This is a genomic window from Leucobacter massiliensis (assembly GCF_002982315.1).
Classification (GTDB): domain Bacteria; phylum Actinomycetota; class Actinomycetes; order Actinomycetales; family Microbacteriaceae; genus Leucobacter; species Leucobacter massiliensis.
This window is the reverse complement of record NZ_MWZD01000011.1, coordinates 14,010-28,971: the sequence shown is the minus strand read 5'-3', so window position 1 is coordinate 28,971 and position 14,962 is coordinate 14,010. Positions and strand designations below refer to the sequence as shown.

The 14,962-nt window shown below is 65.2% G+C and carries 17 protein-coding genes; 2 read left to right on the top strand and 15 right to left on the bottom strand.

Annotated features, from left to right (window positions below; all coding sequences use genetic code 11):
- Positions 1-2,009 (top strand): DUF7507 domain-containing protein (locus tag B4915_RS01010; protein ID WP_146119992.1); only part of this gene is annotated, 2,009 nt, incomplete at its 5' end.
- A gap of 237 nt (positions 2,010-2,246) precedes the next feature.
- Entirely contained in the window at positions 2,247-2,753 is a 507-nt protein-coding gene (locus tag B4915_RS14335; protein WP_146119991.1) for a hypothetical protein, read from the top strand.
- A 333-nt stretch (positions 2,754-3,086) separates the two neighbouring features.
- Here B4915_RS14335 and B4915_RS01000 read toward each other — a convergent pair whose 3' ends face one another.
- From B4915_RS01000 to B4915_RS00930, 15 genes are all read right to left on the bottom strand, one after another.
- Positions 3,087-3,443, bottom strand: a complete 357-nt coding sequence (locus B4915_RS01000) for a hypothetical protein (RefSeq protein ID WP_105803997.1) — start codon at positions 3,441-3,443, stop codon at positions 3,087-3,089.
- Between the two features lie 36 nt (positions 3,444-3,479).
- On the bottom strand, positions 3,480-3,848 hold the full coding sequence (locus B4915_RS14330) for a hypothetical protein (RefSeq protein ID WP_146119990.1): 369 nt from the start codon (positions 3,846-3,848) through the stop codon (positions 3,480-3,482).
- Positions 3,845-4,651 (bottom strand): ParA family protein, encoded by an 807-nt coding sequence (locus B4915_RS00990; protein WP_105803995.1) that lies wholly within the window; start codon positions 4,649-4,651, stop codon positions 3,845-3,847. The genes B4915_RS14330 and B4915_RS00990 overlap by 4 nt, the downstream gene beginning before the upstream one ends.
- Before the next feature lie 112 nt (positions 4,652-4,763).
- The gene (locus B4915_RS00985) at positions 4,764-5,135 is read right to left on the bottom strand and encodes a single-stranded DNA-binding protein (RefSeq protein ID WP_105803994.1); all 372 of its coding nucleotides are present in this window, start codon (positions 5,133-5,135) and stop codon (positions 4,764-4,766) included.
- Positions 5,136-5,220: 85 nt separating this feature from the next.
- Positions 5,221-5,625 (bottom strand): DUF6573 family protein, encoded by a 405-nt coding sequence (locus B4915_RS00980; protein WP_105803993.1) that lies wholly within the window; start codon positions 5,623-5,625, stop codon positions 5,221-5,223.
- A gap of 50 nt (positions 5,626-5,675) precedes the next feature.
- A complete protein-coding gene (nrdH, locus tag B4915_RS00975; protein ID WP_245907279.1) occupies positions 5,676-5,924 on the bottom strand; it encodes a glutaredoxin-like protein NrdH in 249 nt (82 codons plus the stop codon).
- A 355-nt stretch (positions 5,925-6,279) separates the two neighbouring features.
- Positions 6,280-6,804 carry a hypothetical protein gene (locus B4915_RS00970; RefSeq protein ID WP_105803991.1) on the bottom strand — a complete coding sequence of 175 codons (525 nt, stop codon included), beginning with the start codon at positions 6,802-6,804 and terminating at the stop codon, positions 6,280-6,282.
- A gap of 41 nt (positions 6,805-6,845) precedes the next feature.
- Positions 6,846-7,055 carry a hypothetical protein gene (locus tag B4915_RS00965; RefSeq protein WP_105803990.1) on the bottom strand — a complete coding sequence of 70 codons (210 nt, stop codon included), beginning with the start codon at positions 7,053-7,055 and terminating at the stop codon, positions 6,846-6,848.
- Positions 7,056-7,442: 387 nt separating this feature from the next.
- Entirely contained in the window at positions 7,443-8,381 is a 939-nt protein-coding gene (locus B4915_RS00960) for a DUF3560 domain-containing protein (protein WP_105803989.1), read from the bottom strand.
- 635 nt (positions 8,382-9,016) lie between these two features.
- On the bottom strand, positions 9,017-10,918 hold the full coding sequence (locus B4915_RS00955; protein WP_146119989.1) for a hypothetical protein: 1,902 nt from the start codon (positions 10,916-10,918) through the stop codon (positions 9,017-9,019).
- Positions 10,919-11,103: 185 nt separating this feature from the next.
- A complete protein-coding gene (locus B4915_RS00950) occupies positions 11,104-11,346 on the bottom strand; it encodes a hypothetical protein (protein WP_245907278.1) in 243 nt (80 codons plus the stop codon).
- 69 nt (positions 11,347-11,415) lie between these two features.
- Positions 11,416-12,210 (bottom strand): FHA domain-containing protein, encoded by a 795-nt coding sequence (locus B4915_RS00945; RefSeq protein WP_146119988.1) that lies wholly within the window; start codon positions 12,208-12,210, stop codon positions 11,416-11,418.
- Positions 12,207-13,553: an AAA family ATPase gene (locus B4915_RS00940; RefSeq protein ID WP_105803986.1), complete on the bottom strand. Its 1,347-nt coding sequence runs from the start codon at positions 13,551-13,553 to the stop codon at positions 12,207-12,209. Before B4915_RS00940 ends, B4915_RS00945 begins: the two co-directional genes overlap by 4 nt.
- Before the next feature lie 16 nt (positions 13,554-13,569).
- The gene (locus B4915_RS00935; RefSeq protein ID WP_105803985.1) at positions 13,570-14,646 is read right to left on the bottom strand and encodes a M23 family metallopeptidase; all 1,077 of its coding nucleotides are present in this window, start codon (positions 14,644-14,646) and stop codon (positions 13,570-13,572) included.
- Positions 14,646-14,933, bottom strand: coding sequence for a hypothetical protein (locus B4915_RS00930; RefSeq protein WP_105803984.1), 288 nt, complete (start codon positions 14,931-14,933; stop codon positions 14,646-14,648). The genes B4915_RS00935 and B4915_RS00930 overlap by 1 nt, the downstream gene beginning before the upstream one ends.
- Between the last annotated feature and the right edge of the window lie 29 nt (positions 14,934-14,962).

The window sequence follows — 14,962 nt, the reverse complement described above, 5'->3', positions numbered from 1 at the left end:
TCACCGCGAAGTACACCGTCACACAGGCCGATGTGGACGCGGGTTCGATCACGAACTCCGCAACCGCTACGGGCACCCCGCCCGGTGGTGGCGACGTTCCCCCGCCGCCACCCTCGGACGTGGTAGTTCTCACGCCTGCGGATCCGGGCCTGTCGATCGTGAAGTCCTCCGACGTGGAGGAAGTCACGGCCGCTGGTGATGTCATCACCTACTCCTTCCTGGTCACCAACACGGGCAACGTCACGTTGACCGACGTGGTGCCCGTGGAAGGCGAGTTCTCCGGTACCGGTGAGCTGGGTGCATTCGATCCCGAGTCAGCAACCCTGGCACCGGGCGAGAACGCGACCTTCACCGCGAAGTACACCGTCACACAGGCCGATGTGGACGCGGGTTCGATCACGAACTCCGCAACCGCTACGGGCACCCCGCCCGAGGGTGGCGACGTTCCCCCGCCGCCACCCTCGGACGTGGTAGTTCTCACGCCTGCGGATCCGGGCCTGTCGATCGTGAAGTCCTCCGACGTGGAGGAAGTCACGGCCGCTGGTGATGTCATCACCTACTCCTTCCTGGTCACCAACACGGGCAACGTCACGTTGACCGACGTGGTGCCCGTGGAAGGCGAGTTCTCCGGTACCGGTGAGCTGGGCGCATTCGATCCCGAGTCAGCAACCCTGGCACCGGGCGAGAACGCGACCTTCACCGCGAAGTACACCGTCACACAGGCCGATGTGGACGCGGGTTCGATCACGAACTCCGCAACCGCTACGGGCACCCCGCCCGGTGGTGGCGACGTTCCCCCGCCGCCACCCTCGGACGTGGTAGTCCTCACGCCTGCGGATCCGAGCCTGTCGATCATGAAGTCCGCAGACATGACCGACCCGGATAACTTCCGGTCTGGTGAGGTCGTGACGTACACCTTCGTGATGACGAACACGGGCAACGTGACTCTGACCGATGTCGCCCCAATCGAGGCTGAGTTCTCCGGTACCGGTGAGCTTGGTCCGATCACGCCAGCTTCGGTGGAGTCATTGGCTCCGGGTGAGCAGGCGACGTTTACGGCTGAGTACACGCTGACGCAGGCCGATATCGACGCGGGTTCGGTCACGAACTCCGCAACCGGTACCGGTACCCCGCCCTCGGGTGACCCGGTGGAGCCGCCACCCTCGGACGTCGAGATCCCGACGCCTGCGGATCCGGGCCTGTCGATCGTGAAGTCCTCCGACGTGGAGGAAGTCACGGTCGCTGGTGATGTCATCACCTACTCCTTCCTGGTCACCAACACGGGCAACGTCACGTTGACCGACGTGGTGCCCGTGGAAGGCGAGTTCTCCGGTACCGGTGAGCTGGGTGCATTCGATCCCGAGTCAGCAACCCTGGCACCGGGCGAGAACGCGACCTTCACCGCGAAGTACACCGTCACACAGGCCGATGTGGACGCGGGTTCGATCACGAACTCCGCAACCGCTACGGGCACCCCGCCCGGTGGTGGCGACGTTCCCCCGCCGCCACCCTCGGACGTGGTAGTCCTCACGCCTGCGGATCCGGGCCTGTCGATCGTGAAGACAGCTGACGTCGACGAGGTACGTGAAGTCGGAGATATTGTCACCTACACCTTCGTGGTTACGAACACGGGCAACGTCACGCTGACTGATGTTGCACCCGAAGAGACCGCGTTCTCTGGTGCAGGACGCATGGGTCCGATCATGCCCGCTTCGATCGACAACCTCGCCCCGGGCGAGACGGCGACCTTCACGGCGAAGTATGAAGTGGTCCTTGCCGATCTCACCGGTGAACCCCTGACCAATGAAGCGATTGCGGCAGGTACCCCACCCGGTGGTGGCGTGGTGGAAGCACCGCCATCATTGGTCGAAGTGCCCACCGTACACGATCCCGGCAGTGATCTGCCGATTACGGGCACTCAGGTCATGATGGGCGCAGCGGCACTGGCAGTCCTGCTGCTCATCGGTGGCACGCTGCTGCTGGCACGAAGGAGATTCGCAACGAACTAACCCTCACTTAAATAGACCCGAGTGGCGGTTCGGTGCATCCCCCAATGCACCGGCCCGCCACTCGTTTGTCTCGACATCAAACTAAACATGGACATTCGCCTTTCGACTAAGAGTGCCACCGAGCTACCTTGACGCTTGTAAGAGCAATCGTTACTTACAGCCTGACAAAAGCCGAGATTAGGGCCGCTATGTATCCCGCTTGAGAATACGCCGAAACCGACCGAAGGGAAAACGACAGTGAGCGCAGACGGCAAGCAAGACCTTCAACAAACGATCATTTCGGGGTACCAGAGCCTCGTCGATGAAGTGTCCGGCCTCGTAGACGCTCAGAAGCTCCAACCCGCCACTGACGCGGACATAACGGCCCTTGAAGCACTCGGAGAAGAACTCCGCGAACAAGTCGCAGTCACAGCCGTGCAACCGATCAAGCTCCCAACCGGTGTCATCACGGTCGTCGTCACCCAAGACCTGGAAAGCACAACAGCCTTCATTCAATCTTGCGGACACGAGAAACACTGCACCGTGAGGCGCGCTCGCTGGGGAAACGATGACATCGAAGAAGCCGGAAAGCTACTCACAGCACTCGACGATGCCGACATTATAGAGACCGGCGGTGGAGTGTCAGCATCAGGAGACTTCGCCTATACAGTGATGCTGGCTCGGGAAGTCCCCGAGCTGTCGGAGCAGCTATCGACGCTTCCTGAGGAGCTGGTCACTGTGCGGGTCGTCGCCGAGTCACGATAGGCGCTACCCGTTTGAACTAGCTTCTGTGTAGGCCGATGCTTTTCTGTTTTTCTCAACCGTATACACAACGCAAAGCGGCCCCCGAGTTCTTCCGGGGGGCCGCTTTGCGTTGTGTGGTGGATTATGCGCTGATGATGGAATTTCGCCACGCATCACGTTGTTCGCTCTCGGAGCGGTACCGGTTTTCGCGTGTTGCGCGCCAGTCCTCGGTGGAAGGCAGGCCCGCTCGGATTGGGAACGGTGCGCGTCGAGTGAGCGAGCGTTCGTGTCAACGATTCGACTTCGCGGTCGATTTCGAGTTGTCGTGTTTCTTCGTTGAAAGCCATTGGCCTGTCAATCCTTCGTTGTGGGATCGTAGCCGGCTTCCCTCAGGAGTCCCTGCGCGTCCTCGGCAGCTTTTGGGCCGCGCCGTGCTGTGCCTGGTATCGACCTAAGTTCGCCGCGCTCCGCGCGCTCGGCCAGATCCTCATATTTCGCGTCCTCGGCCTCGGTGTACGGGGCGTAGAGGATTGCGACCTGTTGGGGATCGTCGACGAGCAATGTGGTGATGCGCTGCACGGTTTCCTTGGTGAGCGGGAAGCCGTCTTTGAGTACGTACCAGCACGCTCCGATGGCTTGTCCCAGCTGCTGCGGCGTGAGGGGCTCGAACAGCTCTGGCCAGCGTGCCTCGAAGCCGGTATCGGTGTTCATCGCGTCATCCTTTCGCGGATATCGAACAGTAGGCCGTTATTCGAGGGGGCGGCCTCGGGAGATGGAGCCGGGGTGCACGGGTTCGAACGGGACTCCCCCGTTGAACTCGCGCTCTAGCTGTTCCACGTGCTGCATGATGATCTGATTCTGCATGTCGGTGAGGGTTTGCCATCCGTACGTGTCGCGACCGGCGTAGTAGGCGGCGCGGATGCGGCCCTGTTGGTCTTCATCCGCGTAGTAGTTCATCTTGCGGCTTCCCTTTGAGCCCTGCGCTTTCGGCCGCGGGCGGGGCGCTGCGGGTGCCTGGACTGCAGGAGCCTCGGCCGCCGGCTCTGGGGTCGGCGGTGCGGTTACTGGCGTGAGCCCTGCCAGGCTCGATGTGCGCCTCTTGCGTTCAGTGCTCATCGTTCGTTCCTTCCGGTCAGCTCGGCCAGGTAGCCGGCGTAGATCTTCGCAAGTTCGCGTGCATCGTTGTCGCCTTCATCGAGGCCACGTGATTCTTCGGTGGCGTCGGCGATCGCCTGGCGCTTGGGCACTGGCGGCGCGAGCAGCGGCAGGCCTCGGGCTTCCGCTGCGGCCGTGATTTCCTCGGCCCAGTGGCCGCCGCCGATGGTGCGCGCCTCGTGCTGGTTGAGCACGATTCCTGCGACGCGCAAGCGGGGGTTGTAGCTCTGGGTGACCGCGGTAACGGTATCGAGCAGCTTTGCGAGGCCGTTTGCTGACCAGAGCTTGGTCTGAGTGACCACGAGAGCGCCGTCAGCGGCCGTGAGAGCGTTGATGACGAGCTGATCGAGGTTTGGTCCGCAGTCGATCAAGATCAGGTCGTAGCGGCCGCGTACGGGCTCTAGCACCTTCCGCATGCGGGCCTCGCGGCCGGCTCCGGCGACGACGAGCTGGTCACGGACGACGCCGAGTGTTTCGCCTGTGGTGGGCACGACGTCGACGCCTTCCCAGATTGCCGGCACGATGACATCTTCGAGGGTTTCGCTGGCGTATTCGCTGAGCACGTCAGCGAGGCCGGGTTCTTCCTCCCCGACTCCCTCGGTGAGCACTTGGGTGATATTGCCCTGCGGGTCGGCGTCGACGACGAGCACGCGCAGACCGGCGATCACCGCGGCGCGGGTGAGGTGGTACAGCGTGGTTGATTTGCCCACGCCGCCTTTCTGGTTGCAGGCGGTCAGGATGACGGCCTCACGGGTTGCGCTCATGGGTTCCAACTCTCTATCTCTAATGCCTCTATTGTACCTAATAGGTCTAATGCCTCTATTAGCCCTATTTATTGGGAGGACCGCGGGTTGCGGCCTCCCCTGGGGGCGCTCGTCAGTCACCCTGGCGGATCTTCGAAACGGTGACGCGCTGGTTTCGGAGACTGACTCCCACCTCATCCGCTCGCACCTCGTGCTGCACGCGCTCCTCGCCGCCCTCGGGCTTGTACGAGGTGACGCGGTAATCGCCGGAGAAGGTGACGCGGATGTTGCCGGAGATCTCGGCCGCCTCGACGAGCTGTTCCGCCTGCTGGCCGGTCACGTTCACGGAGTAGAAGATCGTGGGGCCGTCGTACCATTCGCCGGTGTCCTTGTCCCTGAGCCGGTCGGAGACGGCGACGCGGGCGTAGGTGTACGGCGTGTCCTTGTCGTTGCGGCGAAGGGTCGGGGCTTCGGTGAGGTTTCCGGTGCGGGTGATGTAGCTCATGGTCATTCCTCTCGCGATGGGCTGTCGTTTGGTTAGTTCTATTATACCTAATGCCTCCATTAGGGACAATAGAGGCATTAATGATTCAGGATTCGTTCGGGAGCATGATGGTGATGACGGGTTCTGCGTTGTCGCCGGGACCGATGTGCAGGGCCAGCTCGATCGGCTCGGGCTGGTTCCAGTCGTGGCCGCGGTTCTCGTTGGGCACACGCAGCACTTTGAAGGTCACGCGGTTACTGCCGGCCGTTCTCGATGCGGCATGGCCTGCGAGGTAGAGAACATCCCAGAGCCGGCCGCTTTCATCCTGCGGCTCGGGCCTGTCGTCATCCCACGCGACCGCCTCGGCCCACGCTGCTCGCGTGAGCGCGACGGGTACACGGAATCGCGCGTCTTGCGCCATCTGGGTAACGTCGACGAGCGCTCCGTCATCGAGCGCCTGGGCTCGGGTGTAGCTGGCGATGGTGGGACCGAAGGTCTCGTGTGTAGTCATGGTGTCTCCATTGTCTCTATTAGGGATAATGCCTCTATTGAAGGCTGGGGTTACTCGGCGAGGCGTGCGGCGAGCTGTTCGGTGAGGTCGATTCGGAACCCGCCCCAGTGCTCGTGCTCGTTGACGACGACAACGGGGGCGCTGAGGTAGCCGAGCTGCTTCACGTACTCCGTGGCGGTGTCGTTCTCGCTGAGGTCGATGACGTCGTACGGGATCCCATTTGTGTCGAGTGCGCGGTACGTCGCGGTGCACTGCACGCATCCGGGCTTGGTGTAGACCGTCAGGCTGTCGGTGTTCATGGTGCTCATTCTCTCTTCACCCCTCATATTTTTTTGCCGTTGATGGCACCCTGTGCCAGCGCGAGCGCGGCAGCGGAACGCAACCGTAGTGACGAACCCGCACGGCCGAGCGCAGCGAGAGACGGGCGAGAGCGTCGCGTCAAGGAAGGCCGCGCAGCGGCCGACCGGACGGATGCGAGGAGCAGAGCGGTCGCTATGCTGCCGAAGGCATCAACGGCAATAAATTGGGCGCTTGCGCCTGCTGCGGCCGGCTTGCCGGCCGTCGTCATGTTCGGGCCGCTCCGTCGGCTCGAACTGGGGGAGTGCGAGGGGGTCGCACCCTCGCACCGCGCCCCGTGAGGGGCGCGGTTTCGGTTCACCGGGTGGCCCATGTCCAGGCGGCCTCGACGAGTGCGGATAGGTCGTCGTCGGTCGTCTCCCCTTCCGCGTCGGTGGTCCAGCCTCCTGCTTGGTAGCGCTCGGCGCACCAGTGCCAGCCGATGACTTCGCGGGTGTCGTCGTCCTCGGGCTTGTCGGTGCGCTCGGTGATCGCGAATCGGCGGGTCTTGTCGTCGGCGCGGTAGAGCACCAGGTGCCCGGCACCGAATGCGCTGGGGTCTTCCTCGTTCAGTTCGACCACGGCGACTGATTCGGTGATGGTGGCTAGCTCGTAGCGGATGCCCTGGCCTGTGCTGCGGTGGTGGCTGTCGCCTGAGTCGTCGGTGTAGCTGTGCTGGTTGATCCACTCGGCCGCGAGGTCGCGGCGCTCGTGTGCGGTGAACAGATCCGCGATCGCCTCGGTTTCGCCGCATGTGAGCCTGGGAGCGAGGTCGGCGGCCATCCCTTCATCCCAGTAGGCGATGAATCGTTCGATGGCCTGCTGCTGATCGGTGTTCGTCATCTCTAATGCCTCCATTGTCTCTATTAGGGATAATGCCTCTATTAGTTGCTGGTTTCGTTGTCGCGGGTGAGCGTGTCAACGAACGTGGTGAAGTCTGGGCCGGTGATGGTTGCGGTGTGCGCGAGCGTGTATCCGGCGCGGGCGTGGTGGGCGAGGTCTTCTTCGCGCTCGCCGAGCTTGCGCAACTGCCGCTGAATCTCGGTGTCGTCGACGACGGGCACGAACGTGGTGATAGTGGTGATGCTCTGCATGGGTTCTCTCCCTCTCATTTTTTGCCGTTGATGGCACGTAGTGCCACAGCGAGCGCGGCAGCGGAGTGCAGGAGTAGTGCTGGCCCTGCGCGGCCGAGCGGAGCGAGAGACGGGCGAGGCCGGCGCGTCAAGGAAGGCCGCGCAGCGGCTGCCCGGACGGATGCGCGTAGCAGAGCGGTTGCTACAGTGCCGAAGGCATCACGGCAATAAATGGGGCGCTTGCGCCTACTGCGGCCGGCTTGCCGGCCGGCGTCTCGCTCGGGCCGCTCCGTCGGTTCGAGCTGGGGGAGCGCGAGGGGGCCGCACCCTCGCGCCGCGCCCCGGCGGGGTGCGGCTGGGGCCACGCTCTGCGCGCGGCCCCTATTGCCTCCATTGGGGATAATGCCTCTATTCTGCGGCGGGGCGGTGGTCCTGCACCTCGGCCCATGCGTAGGCCAGATCCCATCCGGCTTCGACTTGAATGCGCACGGTCTTGGGGTTGGCGCGCTGCACGAGTGACCAGGTGCCGCGGATCTTCACGGCGTCGCCTTTCTTGACGGTCTCGCGGCTGTAGTTGGTGGCCTGGCCGGTGGCGATCTGGTCGGCGCGGATCTGCTGCCAGTAGGCGAGCTGGTCGCGCAGCTCGTCGAGTTGGGGCGCGTAGTGCTCGGCGCGCTTGGCCCGCTGCTCTGCGGTGGCGGGCTTGTAGCCGGTTTCGCGGTCGTAGACGTCGGCCGAGATGCTGCGCTCGACTCGGCGAATGTCGGCGGTGATTTTCTCGATGCGGTTCGCGACGGTCACGGGCTTGTAGCGGGCGCTCGTGGTGGCGGCTGCGACGCGGGCGCGGCGTGCGGTTTCCTCGGCCTCGGCGTCGGCTGCGATGGCCTGACCCATGCGGCGGTGCGCCTTCTCGATGGCGTTGCGGTGGCGCTGCTCGGAGTGGTGGCCGATCTTGATGGGTTCGCCGCCCTCGGGGAGCGCGTTACCGGCCGCGTCTGCCCGGTTCCATGCCTGCTGTGCGTCGGCGCTCTTGCGCAGCGCCTTCGCTTCGAGCGCGTCGGCGCGGTTGGCCTGGCGCATGGCCTTGCCTGCTTCGACTTCTCCGGTGCTGCGGGTGGTGCGGTCGATTTCGAGGGCCAGCGCGTAGCCTGCGGTTTCGAGCGCTGAGGCGGTGCGGGTGATGACGTAATCCTTGGGCAGGCGGTCGCGGCTGTGCGGCACGTACCAGGCGGAGATGCTGCGACCCCAGCGCCACCCGTTCGCCTTGAGGATCTGCGCGGTGCCGTCGCCGCGCTCGGTGCCTTCGATGATGGTTCCGGCTTCGTGCGTGTGGGTGATGGTCAGCATGTCAATGTCTCCATTGTCTCTATTAGGGATAATGCCTCTATTTGGTGGGCTTGTCGGGTGTTCCCGGTTCTCCCTCGATTTCTTTTTGCCGTTGATGGCACCCTGTGCCAGCGCGAGCGCGGCAGCGGAACGCAACCGTAGTGACGCACCCGCACGGCCGAGCGCAGCGAGAGACGGGCGAGAGCGTCGCGTCAAGGGAAGCCGCGCAGCGGGTGACCGGACGGATGCGTGAAGCAGAGCGGTCGCTATGCTGCCGAAGGCATCAACGGCAAAAGAATGAGCGCGTCAGCGCGGGGGAGTGCGGCCGCGCAGCGGCCTGCTCGAACTCGGCCGGCCTCGGTCGCCGGCCGTCGGCCGCAGCCGCGGCCGGTTCAGCTCGACGAGCTGCGGGAGGCCTGCGGCCGACCATGACGATGCTCGGCCGTCCACACTGGGTGCAGGTCAGCCCTGCGATAGCTGAGCTGTGCCCATTGTGCGGCGGGCGAGCCGAACAGTCGTCGTCACCAGGTGGTCGGGTGCGTGCAGCCGTCCACGTGTTGGCGCACGACAACGGGTGCGGTGGGGCTGCCGCGCGATCGCAAGCGATCACTTGCCCTCGAATGGGGCTTTGGTTGCGGTGGAGCTGTGCAGGGCAGTTATGCGGCGAGTTCGTAGAACTGGGGGAGTAGGCCAGTTCGGATGGCGATTTTGGCGGCGTCGTGATCGGGCCGGCCGTCGGGTGTGCGGGGGTAGGCGGGGTAGCGATCCCATGCGCGGCCGAGTACGAATGCTTGCTGTTCGTGTCGGGCTGGGCGTTTGTTCGCGTTCTTGCCGGGGCTGCTGAGTCTGAGCACTTCTGCTTGCCACCATCCCCAATGCACGCGCTCGACGGTGTAGGCGTCGGCCCGTGCAGCCAGGCGGCCGTCGACGCCGAGCTGCACGGCTACGCGGTCGCGCTCGGCCGGGTCTGTCGACGTCCAGCCGGCGCGGGTGAGGTGCACGAGTCCGTGAGCTGCGAGGCGGTGGAGAGTGTGCTGAGCGCTGAGCATGGTTTGAGCGGTGGCCAGGGCGACGTCTTCGAGCGTGAGGGGGAGGGAGAGCCGAGCATAGGTGTTTCCAGCGTGGAGTCCGAGAGCCCGAGTGCAGGTGAAGACGTCGTGACGTGCGCGCTGCAGTCGGGTGGTCAAGGTCGTGATGAGTAGATCCCGGTGTGCGGCCGCCGCCCCTGCGGGGCGTGCGCCCGCTTGTGACCGGGCAATGTCCGAGTGGTTGTGGATAGCGTTTTGGGGGTCGATAGTCCAGTGCGCTCCGTTGGGGCCATCGGCGCCCAGAGTGCGGGTGATCCATCCGCTTTCCGCGAGGCGCAGAAGCGCAGTGCGCGCGGTTTCTCGGCCGACGCCTGCTAGGTCACCAAGACGGCGGGTATCGGCCTCCACAGAGCCGCTGACGGCCTGTAGTGCGAGGAGGCAGAGGGTATCGAGGATGCGGCGGTCTGAGGGGCCGCCGCCGCGCGTCCAGCGTCCTACGGAGGCGTCAGCGCGGGTCTGCACCAGGTCGACGTGCTCGGCGATCGCCTGGGCGCGGGGCTCGAACGTGGGGTCTTCTCCGACCTGGCGGGGCGTCGTGGCCACGCGGCGCACTGCGCGGGTCCATTGTGCGCGGAGAACACCTTGTGAGGAGTGCGAGCCGTGCGAGGGGCGGGGGCGGCGCTGTGCGGAGCCCTTGCTGCGACGCTCGGTGCGGGCGTGCTCTAGGCCGGGTGCGGTGGGCAGGAGTGCTGCGACGTCGGCGTAGCGCCACCTGGCGGCCGCGGCACCGATGAGCACGCGCCAGAGCACTGCTGAGGCGTCTGTGTCGCGGGTGACGTCCTGGGCCAGTGCTTCGGCGCTTCCGGCCGGCAGGGGCCGGCGTGGGCCGGGGAGGTACACCTGCCCGGTCTCGTCCACGGGCAGCGGGCCGGCTTCCGAGCGGGCAGCGGCGCTGCTGTCGGTCGGGTAGTCGGTGTTGAGCTGTGAAGCGAGCTGCACGAGCTGCGCGGGGGTGGTCGTGGGCGTGGTGAGAGCGGCGACGTCGCCGCTGAGCACGCGGGAGTGCCCGCCGAGTCGGTGGGGTGCTCCTGGGGGCCGCACTGAGCCCGTCGACGGGTTGCTGATGGGCGTGCGGTCCAGGCTCGGGCAGGCGCGTGCGAATGAGATGCCGAGGTCTTTCACGAGCTGCGCGTCTGCGGGCTCTGCGAGCGCGATCCATACGTGGCGGCCGCCTGTCGGCCCGGACTCGCAAATCACGTGCTCGATGCCGAATCGTGTGAGGTATTCGGAGATGGTGCGGGCGTCTTCGGCGGCCGCGGCCGAGCCTGCTTTCGCGTCGAGGTCGAATGCGATCAGGTGGAATCGGCCGTCGCGGTCGGCGAGCATGACTGCCCACGGTCCGGCGGGGGCAGGGCCGGTGATCGCCGCGGTGGAGGCGTAGAGGTTCAGTGTCGTGCCCTCGACGTCTTCGACGGCGACGCGCACGCGCGGCCGTGGGCTCAGCTCAGCGGTGAGCGCCCACGCCGACACGTTAGTCCTACGTGTACCACAAGTTGGTTCTGGTGTTATGATGGTGCCATCCTTCAAGTCACTGCTTGTAGGCATGCGGAAGCCCCGCGGGGCTTTTGTTCACCTGATCCGGTTCTGTCGCCAAACTTCTTCGGCTCAGGTACTGACTTCTGATCCCCCACTCCCCGGAGTGGGGGATCACTCATTTACGCGGTGTCGATAGGCAACTCCCCGTCTTTCAGTTCTGGTTGCGGCCACCAATTCGGCAGTCCGCGGTCTGTGAGTTCGTCTTCCAAGTGCTCGATTACTCGCTCTAGGAAAACGGCTGCGGATACACCTGCGTGTTCCGCGAGCTTTTCGAAGCGCTCCTTGTACGCTCCCTCGATCATCCAGCTCACGCGCTTGGGGTCGGTGCGTTCGCCCCAGGGTGCTCGTTGGATAGTCGACATGCCCCCATCTTATGGTGCATGAACACAATTTCGGTAGAACGCGCCGTTCGTGTTGCTGAAATCAACGGTTCACCTGAGTTCGATTCGGCATGTGACGTCGCCGAGCACGAGCGTGGTTCCTGGTTGCACGACGTAGGGGCGTCCGGGCTGGAAGATCATGGGGGGCTCGGTGGCGGTCTGTACGCCGTTGCCGCTGTGGTGGTCGGTGACGAGGATCTGGCCTGCGTTGTCGACGTCGACGAGTGCGTGGGTGCGGGAGAGCATGCGGCCGGGGCTGTGTACGGCGATAGGCCGGCGGCCGTCGACGGGTTCGGGCCGTCGACCGATCGCGGCGCTGTCGACGTCGACGGGTTCGTGGGCCGTGCTGAGGAAGAGGCGCAGCGTCGGCCGGGTAGCCGGCGCTGGCGTGCCCGTGGGCGGCGTCTGCTCGATAACGTGCTCGGCGGGCGGGCCGACTACCTGCACGTCGACGCGATGCGGGCCGGCGATGCCGCACTGCTCGCACTTTGCCGCGGTGATGGGCTGGGTGTGCCGGCAGATGCGGCAGGGGCCGGTATGGACGGTGAGCCCGTCTGCGGGCGGGATCTTGCCGGCGTCGTCGATGAGCTGCACGTAGCCCTCGGGCCGGATGGCGAGCTGCCATGTCTGGGTGTCGTCGGTGACCTCGAACCGTACGGGGCGGCGGAGCTGCTGCGCGATCACTGCGCAGCGGGCGATCATGCCGGTGCGCAGTGCGTCGACGCTGGCAGCGTGGCAGAGCCGGTCGGTTTTGTTGATGGTGAGCACACCTGACCCATCGGGGCGGACGGTCGCGCTGATGCGCGGCCAGTCCGCTACCCGGTGGGTCTTATCGGGGGTGGTCATAGTCCGCGTGCGACGGCGGCTCCGGCGGCGAGCCAGGCACGCTGTGTCGCGGGTCGGAGGGAGCCGTAGCGCAGCACCCCATCGACCATTGCCGGGTCGTGGGGGATCGTGATGGCGTCGCGTGCGAACGTGCGGTAGGCGGCTGCGACACGGGCGGCGTTGTTGGCTTTGGGGTCGGCCTGGTTCACGACGACAACGGCATTTTCGGCGAGCTGCGCGGTGCGCTCGTCGCGCTCGGCGAGGGCTTCGAGGAGAAGCGCGCCGGCCTCTGTGTGATCGTCGCGAGTCGTAGTTGCGACCACGAGCTGGTCGGTGTGGTCGATCATGCGCCGCCACATCGGGTCGGACTCATCGTTGCCGCTGTCGATGAAGATTAGCCGGTAATACTTGCTGGCCACCTGGTGGATGGCGTCGACGTCGGCGGCGTCGACGCGCTGCGCGCTCGCTAGCTCCATCGGCTTGGAGCGCAGCACGTCGTAGCGGTCGCGCGTCTGGTGGTGCACGAAATGGGCGAGGTCGGCCGACTGCGCACCCGTGCTCAGCAGTCGGTCGGTCTGGGGGAGTAGGTCAAGCAACGTGGCCTCGTGCGGCCCCTGCTCGGTCCGCCATCCGAGTGTGCCCCTTGTCTGGTTGTTGTCCCACGTGAGAACACCGGCACCGCCGTAGCGAGCGAACACCGCTGCGAGGAGGACCGTTGTTGGCGTCTTCGATGCTCCGCCCTTGCCGTTGACGATGGCGATTGTGCGGGGTCCGGGCCAGTGCTGGCTTACCTCGTGGACGTCGGCGCGCTCGGCGCGCTCGGCGTCGCTTGGGCTCATTCGGAGCCCGACCCGGGAGAGCGCACCGCGCCATCCGCGAGTCGCTGGTTCCTCGGTCTGCTCCTGGGTGAGGAACGACTGTCGGGCCTCGCGCCTGGTGGTCGGCGTCGCCGTGGCGATTGCCGGCGCTTCGGCATGGCCGGGAGACGGCGCGACGGTGGCGGCGGCCGCCGGAGTGTCTGTGGCGATCGCGGGCTCTTCGGCCAGCGGCGCTTCGTCGTGCTCGGCGTCGTGCTCGGCGTCGCGCTCACGCGGCCGCGCGGGTGCGCTGTCGTCGGCTTCGACGGTGCCGTCTGCGGCGATAATGAGGGGCCAATCGCCGTCGGGGTCAGTCATCGTGGCGCGGACGCTGCGGCCGAGCTTGTCGGCTGTTTCAGCGACGAGCTCGACGACTGCAGCTCGAGCTCCGGGGAGGTCTTTGGCCTGTACCGGGTGAGTTTTCCCGCTGATGTTGACCTCTCCGCTGCCGTCGTCTTTGATGACGGCAGCGACGCGGGGCCATGCGGCCGTGGTGTCTGTGCTCATGGTGTCGCTCCTTCTCCTAGTAAGTGATTCCGCGTTCGGCGAGGAATGGTTCGGGGTCGGTGAATTCGCCGTCGATCTGCACCTCGAAGTGGAGGTGGCAGCCGGAGCTTGCGCCGCTCGATCCGGTGCGGGCGATCTGTTCGCCGGCTTTTACCTTGTCGCCGGTCTTCGCGATCAGCCCATCGGCGTACATGTGGACGTAGTGCGTGATGACGCCTCCGCCGTGGTCGACGACGAGGAACCAGTTACCGAGAGAGTCAATGAAGACGTTACTCACGGTGCCGTCGTGGGCGGCCCAGATGGGGCCGTAGCAGCCACCTGCTTCAAGATCGAGGCCAGTGTGGAACCCTGCGCCAATGACTCCGGGGATTGCGGCGCGGGGTCCGTATCGGTCGTTGATCGGCCCGTCTCCGGGGCTTGCCCAGCCGTCCTTGCCGACGTGCCCTGGCGTGGTGTCGTCCTTGCAGGTTGCGCCACCAGCGCCGAGCTGAGTGGTCTTTCCGGACAGCTCCTCGACGATCTGAACGGCCGTATCCCAGTACTTTTCATAGTGGTACGGGTCCGCATTGATCTGGGTACGGTGCGCAACGATCGTCGGCGCGAGGCTCTCACGCTCTGCTTCGGGCACGTTCCTAAGCATTGCTTCAAAGAACATGGTGGCGCTCTTGTAGGGGTCCATCCGTTCCGCGGCCGTCCCCCATCCATCTTGCTGCTGGAAGAGCCCTATTGAGCTAGTTGCGGAACCGTCGGGGTTAGTGACCCCGCCAGTTTCCCAGTCGCCATAGTCAATGTTGGTGAGGCTCGACTCGCCCATAGCGGTCATCACTCCGATGGTCTGGTCTCGGGCGTTCAGCCCGAGGTCTTTGCCGGCTGTGATGATGTGGGCGGCGTTGACGAGTTGTGCGTGACCGTAACCGCCGATGTTGATGTCAGGCACGCTGTCCGGGTCGACGGACACGCTACTGCCTGATCCCGATGGACCGCAGTTCGCGGTGCTGCCCGTCAACACGACGGTGAACACGAGTGCCACGATGAACAGTGGCACCGTGAGAATCGCGATGGGGCCGAGCTTCTTCTGACTGTCGCTGGCCATCAGTTCCCCGCTGACTCCGGGGGAACAAACCGGGCGATGAGCCACGGTTCCCCTGCGCCGTCGCGGTTCAAAATGATGTTGTACGTACCGGCATCCGTGGGCACGTCAACGAACACGACTAGAGCGCTTTCGTCATCGGTGATGGTGCCAGGCCCGGTCACCTTGGTTGCCGGAATGGACTGAGGCTGCACGTACGCGTAGTCGAGACTAGCCTGCTGGTTCAGCAGCGGCTCTATATCTCCCCACCATTCGTCTTGGGTGATGGTGGGCCGCGCAAACGCGCGCATCGCAGCTTCTGCCGCTGCGATCGCAGCGG

What these genes read in the sequence shown, in the direction of transcription:
- B4915_RS00960 (WP_105803989.1), bottom strand. Translation starts at nt 8,381, where the DNA reads ATGCTGACCATCACCCACACGCACGAAGCCGGAACCATCATCGAAGGC.
- B4915_RS00980 (WP_105803993.1), bottom strand. Translation starts at nt 5,625, where the DNA reads ATGACTACACACGAGACCTTCGGTCCCACCATCGCCAGCTACACCCGA.
- B4915_RS00965 (WP_105803990.1), bottom strand. Translation starts at nt 7,055, where the DNA reads ATGCAGAGCATCACCACTATCACCACGTTCGTGCCCGTCGTCGACGAC.
- B4915_RS00970 (WP_105803991.1), bottom strand. Translation starts at nt 6,804, where the DNA reads ATGACGAACACCGATCAGCAGCAGGCCATCGAACGATTCATCGCCTAC.
- B4915_RS00990 (WP_105803995.1), bottom strand. Translation starts at nt 4,651, where the DNA reads ATGAGCGCAACCCGTGAGGCCGTCATCCTGACCGCCTGCAACCAGAAA.
- B4915_RS00940 (WP_105803986.1), bottom strand. Translation starts at nt 13,553, where the DNA reads ATGAGCACAGACACCACGGCCGCATGGCCCCGCGTCGCTGCCGTCATC.
- B4915_RS14330 (WP_146119990.1), bottom strand. Translation starts at nt 3,848, where the DNA reads ATGAGCACTGAACGCAAGAGGCGCACATCGAGCCTGGCAGGGCTCACG.
- B4915_RS00945 (WP_146119988.1), bottom strand. Translation starts at nt 12,210, where the DNA reads ATGACCACCCCCGATAAGACCCACCGGGTAGCGGACTGGCCGCGCATC.
- nrdH (WP_245907279.1), bottom strand. Translation starts at nt 5,924, where the DNA reads ATGAACACCGACAGCCTGACGGTCTACACCAAGCCCGGATGCGTGCAG.
- B4915_RS00930 (WP_105803984.1), bottom strand. Translation starts at nt 14,933, where the DNA reads ATGCGCGCGTTTGCGCGGCCCACCATCACCCAAGACGAATGGTGGGGA.
- B4915_RS01000 (WP_105803997.1), bottom strand. Translation starts at nt 3,443, where the DNA reads ATGAACACCGATACCGGCTTCGAGGCACGCTGGCCAGAGCTGTTCGAG.
- B4915_RS00950 (WP_245907278.1), bottom strand. Translation starts at nt 11,346, where the DNA reads ATGTCGACTATCCAACGAGCACCCTGGGGCGAACGCACCGACCCCAAG.
- B4915_RS00985 (WP_105803994.1), bottom strand. Translation starts at nt 5,135, where the DNA reads ATGAGCTACATCACCCGCACCGGAAACCTCACCGAAGCCCCGACCCTT.
- B4915_RS00935 (WP_105803985.1), bottom strand. Translation starts at nt 14,646, where the DNA reads ATGGCCAGCGACAGTCAGAAGAAGCTCGGCCCCATCGCGATTCTCACG.